Genomic DNA, 10,446 nt, shown 5'->3' with positions numbered 1-10,446 from the left:
GTGGGTGACAAGATATTGCAGCATTTTACCCAATTTATCAGTGCTCGCACGCGCCCATACGATATCTTTGGTCGCTTCGGCGGTGAGGAATTTGCGCTATTACTGCCAGAAACGTCGGTCGATGTCGCGCAGAAAATTGTGACGCGTATGATGTTAGCGCTTGCGAATGAAGATATTTCAGCGATAGTCGCCGATTTTCACTATCAATTTTCGGCAGGAGTGAGTGCGTTAACACCTGTAATTACTCATTATGCCATCGAAGAAAACAGCGGTATTTTAGCGCTTCAGTCTGTGCCTTCACCGATTGAAATAGGAAGTCAGTGCCGTTCAGATGCTGAAAAGCTGGTGGCCGAGGCCGATAAAGCTTTGTATCACGCTAAGACTACGGGGCGAAATCGTGTCGTGGTTTGGGATGATGTGATATTAACGGCTAAAGCTTAACGAACCCTGTGGTTGTCGAAATCTAAGCATCGCGATACCAAACCGAGTGGCTCCTGTTCTTAACTTGATATTGCACTTAATGCAGCGTTTTGTTCCTGTGCATTTTCACCTAAAATAGCCAGCTTAATGTGTCTCTCACTGCATAGGGTTCAAGGGAAGCCGTGTTAATCAATCAGCAATATAACCGCCATGGACCCGATTATCGATTTGGTGAGCAAGTCACTTTTCTTGATATTAAACAAACCTTTGGTTTTAGCCATGTGCGTGTTGGCCGCTGGGTGACGCGGGATGAATCGCGCATTGCTGCGGATTTAGTGTTTGATTCGCTCGCCGATCTGGCCTTTATCTTAAAATTGCCACCTTTGACTTTAGGGCTGCGGGAAACCGTCAGCCTGGCCTTTGGTCATGGCGGCCAAAAGGGCGTTCAGGCCCATTATGCTCCCGCGACCCGAGAGTTGGCATTGGCTAAAAATGCAGGTGCAGGTGCTTTAGCCCATGAGTTTTGGCATGCGTTTGACCATTATATTGCCGCTAAATCATTCAAACCTACTAATAAGCGGTTTCAGTGTGCGAGCGATCTTTGGCTATCCGATCTGCCCATCATAGATCATCCATTAAATGTTCGATTATCTGAGATCTTCAAAGTGACATTGTTGAGTGGACAGGGTGATGAGCCCCATGATTATGTTCGCCGAGCGATTGCATTAGATAAAAAACATGGGATGCAGTACTTCTCTCGGCCAACGGAGATGATGGCGCGAGCATTTGAAGCCTGTATTGAATCCTATACTGATATTTCAAATCCGTATTTAGTGTCGGGAACCCGTTTCTCAACAATGGCAAAGGAGGGGGCTTATCCCGATGAGACCCACAGACAAGTGATTTTTCAGGCGCTGATCAATTACTTTGAACCGTTGGGGATCGCATTGGGTAAAAATCCCTTAACTAGGGCGTGTTGACGTTTTGAGTCATGCATTTAAACAGAGGTTGGTTTAGCGTCGCTAGAGGGCAAGGCAAAATGTAAAACGACATTCGCCTTAGGTATTTTGAATGCGAATGGCAGTGGACAGGGCAAGGTCACGAGCCGTTTGAAAGCTCGTTGCCAATCAAGCTCGCGTGCTTAGTCGACAACGTTTGCCAACAATAGGCCAAACTATGGCGAATCGCATCAAGATATTGAGATGCCTGAATATCCATTAAATACCAATAGCTAGGTTTTGATTCTGGCATGTGGTTGAAAAATAAAGCTTCAGCATTGATGAGCTGGCTAGGATGAGCAAATTGCAGCCAAATTTTGATGGGTGTATGCGCCAGTGTGATTAGCCATTCAAGTTGCATCTGCCGCGTGGCTGGATTTAGCGCATCTGCGATTAATAAGCTCGGCTCTTGTAAACGCACAAGTAAATCAAAGGGATTACCTGCGTTTATCCTAGGTGCGACTTGGCATGGTTGCATTTGGTTTATTGCGGATAGGCGAGGTAAAAATACTGACGCTAAGCTAAATTCAGGCCAGTCGACCGATGGTACCAAAGCCTGGGCAATTCGCCGCTCGCCTAACCAATTATGCACCATGCAAGGTAAGTGATCGTCAGGTGGTAAATCATTGGGTCTTGCTAAACTCGGAAACAGTGACATCCGCTGCACTTGCACATGCTGAGACAATTGCTGCATCAATACTATTGTGGTTAACCCAGATGAAGGCCAGCAGCCAAGCTGAGGCGTTAATTCAATCGCAACTTGCGTCAAGGCTTGGGTAAACAGACCACTTTGTGGATGACCTTGTACCACAAAGGCATATTTTGATTCAGCAAAACCACCGTTGGCAATATTTACTATCTGATTATTTACATTGCTGTTTTCAGCCCATTGAGTACCGTTAAAAATAAATGTCGTACCTGTGGTCGCAGGCTGCCAATCGCCGGAAGCATTACCAATAATGGTCACTTGCTCAAAGGCAAGGGTGTCCACTAGAGCTTGCAGATCTAATTTAGCATGTGGCATTTGCAAATGTTGATGCATGTGGGTGTGAGACTTAGGCATAGGCGGAACATCTGTTTTACGAACTCAAAATGGACTTCATTGTAATGGATTATCCCCCTGAGCCCAAAGGGTTAATCCATTGAAGTTTACCGGATGCTGTTTTAACGCAGGATGGTCTAGCTTTAGGTATACCGCGCATAAAAGTGATGCGCGGTATTGGCGATTAACAATTAGACTAAAAATTATAACTCAGGCTAAGTTCGACATTTCGCGGTTCGCCGAAGAAACCTTGATTATAGAAATCGATACTAGAGTAGTAAGAAGCTATTTGGCGTTGGAATTCGGCGCTAACAATAGGCTCGAAATGAGCGCTGCTAACAAGGTTTTATCCATCATGATTCCCCATCATAGTATTTTGTGACCGGCATTCTAATTGAAAACAATTCCCAGTACATCGTATTGATAACAATTTGCATTACCTTTACACTCGCGAAATACGATAAGTGTTAGGAAAGTCACAAATGGCGAAGATCAGTAACCGATTCTGGTTTATGTTGCATGGTTGGGTGTCGCTCCCAATTTGGTTGTTATTTTGTTTTATCTGCTTGACGGGGACGATTGCGGTACTGAGTCATGAGATCACTTGGTTAACGAATCCTGCATCGAGGGCGTTGAACCCTAATGATTTACCCGTAAAACCGGTTAGTGAATTGATGACGATTGTTGAGGAAGCCTACCCAAGTGCGGCAGTCTCTGGCGCTATGACCTTAGAACCTTATATGGTCAATGTGATTATGTTCAGTGACGCTGATAAACCCTATGCCATGGCCTATGTCAATCAATACACAGGTGAGATCCAACAGATTAATGAAGGCATGACATTTGCCGGCTTTATCAGATCTTTGCATGCTTGGTTATTATTTCCTTGGCAAAGCGGTTACAGCTTGGGCTATTACCTTGTCTGTTCGATGGCGCTGTTTATGCTCGCGTCTTTAGTGACGGGACTCATTGTTTATAAACGTTTTTGGCGAAGTTTTTTTGCTCCGAAATTGCGTGTGAGTCAAGGTAAAAAGACACTATTGGCCGATTTGCATAAATTGTCTGGTGTGTGGTCTATTTGGTTTATCGCGATTATGGCCGTTACCGGATTATGGTATTTAGCCCAAGCCATTTTTTGGCATGCAGATATTGATATCGAGCCACATGCGCCATTGATTGCTGCTGAGCAATTGCCCTTTATCCAAAAGGGTGATGTGAATCCCGCAGATCCAAGCGTGTCATTTGCACAAGCCTTAACATTAGCACAAACGCACTTTCCTGACTTTCAACCAAGCTATGTGATGAAACCCGAGCATAATCGTGACATGTATCATCTGAGCGGTAGTGGCGAGCACATTTTTTACGATCAGTATTCTTACAACCTTAGCATTAACCCTTGGACGGGGGAGATTGCAAGAGCGACATCACCCGAGACGATGACAGGGATACAAACACTAATGCATATCGCAGATCCTTTGCATTACGGTACCTTAGGTGGTATCTGGACAAAAATCATTTGGTTTATTTTTGGGGTGATCCTATCGGGTATGTCAATCACAGGATTTATGATGTGGGGACTGCGTAATGTGCGTGCAATTAAAAAAATGGAATCCCCCAGTACTGTGGCAGATAGGTTAGAGGAGGTACGTTAATGGCTTTCATTCATTCAACTTTTTGGCAAAAAAATAAATATAAACTGAGTGGGTTTATTCTATTGCTCCCCCTATTGTTTTTGTATCAGTCGCTAACACCTACATTTCCACCGGCCTGGCAGACTCAAGAGTTAGGTGAATTTAAAATAGCCCCTTTACCCTTAGATCTAAAAGCACCCTATGTGCATCATGATGACTATGTGAAAGATTTTATGTTGGTTTTTGAAAAAGGTGAGGTAGGCAATATACGCCAAGGCTATGCCAATATTGGAACGCAGGCTTTGCCAATAGCAGATTTACAGCGCAGTGAGAATGGTATTTTACACGGTAATAAGCATGGCCAACACGTACACGCCATAGCAACTAAGACGCTAACCTCCGCCGATAGTCTGTGGATATCGATTGAGAATTGGCAAGGTGAGTGGCAAGTGGCAAAGTGGCCTCTGCCTGCCGAGCTAATAGTACAGACACACTGAATGAGGTAAAAGCTAAACACTAATGGCGATCCTATGGAGTAATAATTTCAGGGTCGCTTTTAGTGGCGTAGATTAAGAATGATTAACCGAATACGGGTAAAGAATAACCTTTTTCGCCGTAAACGCTTACTTTTGAAGGCATAAACACAACGGGGACGTTTATTCCTCATTAATAAATGATGAATTTGTTATATACATCACCAAAATACAAATGAAAGTGATTCGCAATAGTGTTACCGTATGTTCATCCTAAATAAACTCCCTAAATTACTATGCGCTTTTATCTACTACCTCTCGCGTCTGCCATTACTTTGGCATTAAACCCTTTGTCAGTCTTGGCTGCAGAGCCGTCTTCTGTTGCAGATGCAAATGATCAAAATATTGAAAAAATCACAGTGATGGGCAAGTACACTGTGAGTCGAACTATTGATACCGCCACAGGCTTAGGGCTGTCACTACAGGAAACGCCACAGTCAGTGAGCATCTTGACCGCTGAACGGATCCAGGATCAGGCACTCAATACCGTTGTTGATGTGGTTAATAACACAGTAGGTTTGTCTTCATCTAAAACAGATAACGTTCGAAATGGCTTTATGGCTCGTGGTTTTGCGGTTCAGAATTACCAGATCGATGGCGTACCTTTATCTTGGAGTTTAGGGGGCGATGCAGGAGAGACTGTGTCTGATATCTCTCTGTATGAGCGCGTAGAGGTGGTGCGTGGTGCAACAGGCTTACTAACGGGGGCAGGGGATCCTTCTGCTTCAATCAACCTAGTACGCAAACATGCCGACAGTGACGAACTTAAGGGCTATGTTGATGTTGCTACGGGTAGCTGGGATAAAAAACAAGTTACCGCAGATGTTTCTAATGGCCTTAACGACAGTGGCAGTGTGCGCGGTCGCATGGTCGCGAAATATGTCAATAGCGATTCTTATCAGGATCTTTATCAAGACCGTAAGACTATTCTTTACGGCGTAATTGATTCAGACATTACTGACAACACTATGCTGCGCGTTGGCGGTAGTTACAATAACAACAACCCCAAAGGAGCGATGTGGGGTGCGTTACCAGCAGTATTCAGCGATGGTTCGGCTACTGATTGGGATGTTTCTACTACAACAGCGGCAGATTGGAGCCGTTGGGAAACGACTAACATCAACTATTTTGCTAACTTGAACCATTATTTCAGCAATGGTTGGCAGTTGGTGGCGAACTATAATCGCATGGAATATGAAACCACCACCAAAATGATCTATATGTCTGGCTTGCTGAATAAAGAAACCGGTGCAGGTTTGAGCGGTCAGCGTTATCACAGCCATGGTGAAAGTAACTCTGATAATTTCGATTTTCAGTTGAAAGGCGATTACCAACTCTTTAAGCGTGAGCATCAATTTGTGACTGGTGCCTTATACAGCAAACAGAAATCCTATGCTGATACCTATGAACCCATCCGTGAGAATATGACGGGCTGGGACTCAAAGGCAGTTGAAAACTTTTATGATTGGCAAAGCAACGCCTTTGAAGAGCCTGAATGGTCAACAAATGCCAATCGCCAGTTGAATATGGATACCGAGCAGAAAGGTTTCTACGCAGCAACGCGGCTGACAATTACCGATGATTTAAAAGTGATTGCCGGTGGCCGTATTTCTAGTTGGAACCGCGAAGGGATCAGTTATGGTACTGATACTAACTTTGGTGATGATGGCGTGTTCGTTCCTTATGTTGGCGCCTTGTATGACATAAACGAAGAGCATCGTGTTTACGCTAGTTATACCGAAATATTTAATCCGCAGAATAAACAAGATGCTAGCGGTAACTATCTGGATCCACTCGAAGGTAAAGCTTATGAAATCGGTTTAAAGAGCGCTTATCTGGACGACCGTCTACACACCACTGTGGCACTGTTTAAGATTGAACAGGATAATTTTGCTAAGCAAGATACAGACTTTGAGCCGACGGATGAGCAAAAAGCAAATGGTCAGACAAGTGCTTATTATGCAATACAAGGTACTAAAAGTACTGGCTTTGAGTTAGAAGTTGTAGGTGAGTTTATTGATGGCTGGAATATTTCGGCAGGTTACTCTCAATTCACCGCTGAAGATGCAGAAGGCAAAGAACTTGAGACCACGAGCCCTCGCAAACAGTTTAAACTCTTTACTACCTATCAGTTTGTCGATCATTTACCTGAATTAACTGTTGGCGGTGGCGTTAACTGGCAGAGTGATAGTTACGCACAGAATGGTAGCGTTGTAATTGAGCAAGATGCTTATTCACTAGTTAACCTAATGGCTCGTTATAATCTGGCGGAAAATATGGATCTACAACTTAATCTCGAAAACCTGCTGGATGAAAAATACTATGCCTATATGTCTGCAGCATCTTATATGCCTCTTGCATACAGTGTGTATCACTATGGAACTCCACGTAATGTGACCCTGAGCTTTAATTACCGCTTTTAAATTGTCCACTAAATAAAAGGAGTAGCCGAGTTATCGGCGACTCCTTTTTATCTTCTATTATTGTTATTCTAAATATTTTAATGGCTCGTTTAGTGCGTATTAACGACTCAGTACTGACATCAGTAAATATTGGGCTAGCTCACCTATGGTTCGTTCCCAAATCCAATGCTGTTATTAATTGAAAGCGGGAAGATGATGCCCTTCAATCTAGTTATGGAATGGCAACATATTGTATAGGTAGTTTTCCTTCTTTCTTGTGCGCATTGTATTGTCAACAATCAGTGCGGCAACGAACAGAGTCAATAGAAAAATATAGGTATACTCATACCATTAGCCTTATTACAAGGTTGTGGGTTATCGCCAGCTTTTTAAGCTAAAGACCAGATGTTACATAGATTAAACCTTTGTTGGACTTGTAAAGTATTTTATGTTGATGACAAATTGTCAACAACATAAAATTAATAATAGACATCAGCGTTTGACTACTTAGTCAATAATCATTTCAAAACTGCACTTTTAATGAGGCATAATGTCATTGTAAATATGGGCTTATTTAGTAAGTTTATTTTCATCAATGCATAGAAAAGTGATTCATTTTTCACAGTAAAGACCAAGGACTCCCATTTTGAGGAGAATAATATGCAAATAGAAACGCTATATGATGTTATGCAATGGACTAGAAATATACACCAACAGCTGCATGCATTTGCGGCACATTGCGCACTTACAAATGATAGCGAAAGAAGCGGATTACTGTTGGAGTATATTTCAGCCCACGAGAAAAAAATGGCACTGGTTATCAGACAGTTCGAAGATAATGGCAATAGCAATGCACTTAACACTTATTGTCGGCATTATTATGAAAAAACCGCTATTCCTTTTAACACCATAGGTGAACATCCGTTTAAGAGGATGGATACGGATGAAATAGCGATGGCCACACTTGAGTATCATAAAAATATTGTAGGGCTGTTTGAATATCTACAAAACTGCAGTTCTGCACCTTCCGTAACAGAATTTCTTAGCAATATACTGTCCCTTGAAGAAGCTGAAAAGCGATTACTGGCACGTAATATGAAACAAATTGATGACTTCTAGCATGTCTGCTAAAAATCACATCCTTGTACCTATTGCTCGGTGTAGCTTCGGTATTTATTCTGTAGTTTAGATATTGAAATCTTGACTTCATGTGGGTAACAAGTAGATCTGCCATCACAATAATTATTGATTAGCCTTGAAACTAGAGTGTATGACTTAAACTGCCTCCTTATTAAGGATTAACATGAATCAACCCCTGATCATTGATTACTATTCTGATATTCTTTGTGTGTGGGCTTGGGTTGCACAACAACGTATTGATGAGTTAAATCAAAAGTTAGAAAATAAAATTTATTTTAAATATCATTATCTTGATGTATTTGGTGATGTTCAAACAAAAATTGAGACGCAATGGAAACAGAAAGGTCAATATAATGGTTTTGCAGAGCATGTACATAAATCTGCATCTATCCGTGATGACGTTCCCACGAACTCAAAAATATGGACAGAAGTCAGACCGACAACGTCGGCCAATGCTCATTTAGTGCTTAAAGCCATTGAACTTATCTATGACAAAAACACCAGTATCGATATGGCATTGAAATTTCGGAGTGCATTTTTTATCGACGCATTGGATATTGGTAAGCTTGAAATACTTTATGATCTGGTTGATTTCTATGGGCTGGAACAGAAAAAAATCATCTCAAGCGTTCATGATGGTTCAGCTATAGCCGCATTAATGAGCAACTATCAAAAGTCAACACAACAAAATCTACAAGGCAGTCCAAGCTATATTATCGACGAAGGTAGACAAATATTTTATGGTAACGTAGGTTATCGTGTTCTTCTTGCGAATATAGAAGCATTATTGTAAAAATCAGCAGTTGAGGCTAATTGGTGCTAAACAACCTTAGACTACCAGCTGTGGTTTTCTAAGCTCTACAAGATGCTATAAACACCTCTAGAACATTTTAACGTTTTAGAGTTATACCTCTTAGTTCCTTCTGAGCTTATTCACTGAATATTCATATGTTTAATGGCATCTATAATATGCCAAAATGTAGCTACATTAGGTATCAGCTGATGTTTCATTGTGTTTTTAGTTAAATTGCGGATTAAAATATTTATAATGTGTACGCTATCGCACAGACACACTTTTAGATAAATTATAAATTGGATACAGAGTTTAGATTGATATGCCTTTAATGGGTAATCTTTGTCTTAATAAAATATTTTATGTTATTTATCTTGATGTTGCGGCTCATCATTAAGATGTCGCTTTAACTGAAAAATCACTAGATAATTAAATAATGGAATTCAGTCATGATTAATACTAAATTTTCAGTAAATAAAATGATCACCACAATATGTTTAAGATAAAATTCAAGATTGCTACAAAATATTTTCCTATTCAAACCAATGTCATATTATAGCGTTAATACCTAAGTTGACGCGGCGTGATTGATGTAGAGCCAGTCACACAATTTTATGAAAATACCGCGGAATTAATTTTAGTCTAATTTTTATGTCGCTTTATTGATATTTTACCAACTAAGATATTTACTAAAAATATTTAGATGTTTGCTAAACGCTATTTACTAAAATGAAAAATAGCTCATAGCTGATTGTTAGCGCTCATTATTATTTAGATGTTATATCAAAAACAAAAGGAAATTGACCATGAACAAAGACCAAATAGAAGGTTCAATAAAAGATGCTGCAGGCAAAGTGCAGCAAAAAATTGGTGAGATAGTTGGCAACCCGAAACAGCAGATGAAAGGGGTTCAGAAACAGATAAAAGGTAAAACTCAAAAAGCAATTGGTAATGTAAAAGAAGCGGCTAAGGATGCCGACAAACACAGTTGATGTCAGAGGCTTTTACAATTAAGTAAGCACCTTAAGCATAAAGTTTGGCAGCTTAATGTGGGTATTTAAAAGGATCTTAGTCATATTGATTAAGATTTCTGGTTCGAGTTATATCCATAATGTCTAGGAGACTCTTATGAGTATAGGAACAATATTATTAGTGGTTTTGATTCTGATGCTGATAGGTGTGGCTCCGACTTGGCCACACAGTAAGAGCTGGGGGTACGGCCCGAGCGGTGGATTAGGTTTGGTAGTATTGATCCTCGTTATACTCCTTCTACTCGGTAAAATTTGAGTGATAAAGCCTAAGTCATGTATGACCTCAATATTGAGTCGTCATTTCTAATTGCCGTAGGTAGCTAAAAATAGTGAGTGATGTTTTTAGTCGTTCAAAAATGGCTGACATCGCTCGTTTTTCTTGCACGGCAGTGCTCGCCATACTGAGATTGAAAGGTCCTGTACGCCTAAGATTTACACGCGAGATATGGTTTACAC

10 protein-coding genes are annotated in these 10,446 nt (G+C 41.1%); 9 read left to right on the top strand and 1 reads right to left on the bottom strand.

Annotation, left to right across the window (positions count from 1 at the left end; translation table 11 throughout):
- Both L5M11_RS21255 and L5M11_RS21250 read left to right on the top strand, forming a co-directional pair.
- Positions 1-441, top strand: a 441-nt coding sequence (locus tag L5M11_RS21255) for a GGDEF domain-containing protein (protein ID WP_263193176.1), incomplete at its 5' end; no start/stop codon positions are given.
- Positions 442-602: 161 nt separating this feature from the next.
- On the top strand, positions 603-1,400 hold the full coding sequence (locus L5M11_RS21250; protein WP_263193174.1) for a CLCA_X family protein: 798 nt from the start codon (positions 603-605) through the stop codon (positions 1,398-1,400).
- Positions 1,401-1,518: 118 nt separating this feature from the next.
- On the opposite strand, the gene L5M11_RS21245 is transcribed toward L5M11_RS21250, so the two are convergent.
- Positions 1,519-2,481: a hypothetical protein gene (locus tag L5M11_RS21245; RefSeq protein WP_263193172.1), complete on the bottom strand. Its 963-nt coding sequence runs from the start codon at positions 2,479-2,481 to the stop codon at positions 1,519-1,521.
- A 461-nt stretch (positions 2,482-2,942) separates the two neighbouring features.
- Between L5M11_RS21245 and L5M11_RS21240 the strand changes: the two genes are divergently transcribed.
- From L5M11_RS21240 to L5M11_RS21210, 7 genes are all read left to right on the top strand, one after another.
- Positions 2,943-4,112, top strand: a complete 1,170-nt coding sequence (locus tag L5M11_RS21240) for a PepSY-associated TM helix domain-containing protein (RefSeq protein ID WP_263185848.1) — start codon at positions 2,943-2,945, stop codon at positions 4,110-4,112.
- On the top strand, positions 4,112-4,588 hold the full coding sequence (locus tag L5M11_RS21235; RefSeq protein WP_028759925.1) for a hypothetical protein: 477 nt from the start codon (positions 4,112-4,114) through the stop codon (positions 4,586-4,588). The genes L5M11_RS21240 and L5M11_RS21235 overlap by 1 nt, the downstream gene beginning before the upstream one ends.
- 272 nt (positions 4,589-4,860) lie before the next feature.
- Positions 4,861-7,047, top strand: a complete 2,187-nt coding sequence (locus L5M11_RS21230; protein ID WP_263185847.1) for a TonB-dependent siderophore receptor — start codon at positions 4,861-4,863, stop codon at positions 7,045-7,047.
- Between the two features lie 639 nt (positions 7,048-7,686).
- On the top strand, positions 7,687-8,145 hold the full coding sequence (locus L5M11_RS21225) for a hypothetical protein (RefSeq protein ID WP_263185846.1): 459 nt from the start codon (positions 7,687-7,689) through the stop codon (positions 8,143-8,145).
- Positions 8,146-8,329: 184 nt separating this feature from the next.
- Entirely contained in the window at positions 8,330-8,959 is a 630-nt protein-coding gene (locus L5M11_RS21220; RefSeq protein ID WP_263185845.1) for a DsbA family protein, read from the top strand.
- 806 nt (positions 8,960-9,765) lie between these two features.
- The gene (locus L5M11_RS21215) at positions 9,766-9,951 is read left to right on the top strand and encodes a CsbD family protein (RefSeq protein ID WP_131524760.1); all 186 of its coding nucleotides are present in this window, start codon (positions 9,766-9,768) and stop codon (positions 9,949-9,951) included.
- 142 nt (positions 9,952-10,093) lie between these two features.
- Positions 10,094-10,246, top strand: coding sequence for a DUF3309 family protein (locus L5M11_RS21210; protein ID WP_301553935.1), 153 nt, complete (start codon positions 10,094-10,096; stop codon positions 10,244-10,246).
- Positions 10,247-10,446: the final 200 nt, after the last annotated feature.

The organism is Shewanella sp. SM87, assembly GCF_025653705.1.
Classification (GTDB): Bacteria; Pseudomonadota; Gammaproteobacteria; order Enterobacterales; family Shewanellaceae; genus Shewanella; species Shewanella oncorhynchi.
The sequence above is the reverse complement of the archived record's forward strand: the minus strand, read 5'-3'. Positions and strand labels throughout refer to the sequence as shown.

Excerpts from the sequence above, each read along its gene's own strand:
- L5M11_RS21240 (WP_263185848.1), top strand. The coding sequence starts at position 2,943 with ATGGCGAAGATCAGTAACCGATTCTGGTTTATGTTGCATGGTTGGGTG.
- L5M11_RS21215 (WP_131524760.1), top strand. The coding sequence starts at position 9,766 with ATGAACAAAGACCAAATAGAAGGTTCAATAAAAGATGCTGCAGGCAAA.
- L5M11_RS21225 (WP_263185846.1), top strand. The coding sequence starts at position 7,687 with ATGCAAATAGAAACGCTATATGATGTTATGCAATGGACTAGAAATATA.
- L5M11_RS21245 (WP_263193172.1), bottom strand. The coding sequence starts at position 2,481 with ATGCCTAAGTCTCACACCCACATGCATCAACATTTGCAAATGCCACAT.
- L5M11_RS21230 (WP_263185847.1), top strand. The coding sequence starts at position 4,861 with ATGCGCTTTTATCTACTACCTCTCGCGTCTGCCATTACTTTGGCATTA.
- L5M11_RS21220 (WP_263185845.1), top strand. The coding sequence starts at position 8,330 with ATGAATCAACCCCTGATCATTGATTACTATTCTGATATTCTTTGTGTG.
- L5M11_RS21235 (WP_028759925.1), top strand. The coding sequence starts at position 4,112 with ATGGCTTTCATTCATTCAACTTTTTGGCAAAAAAATAAATATAAACTG.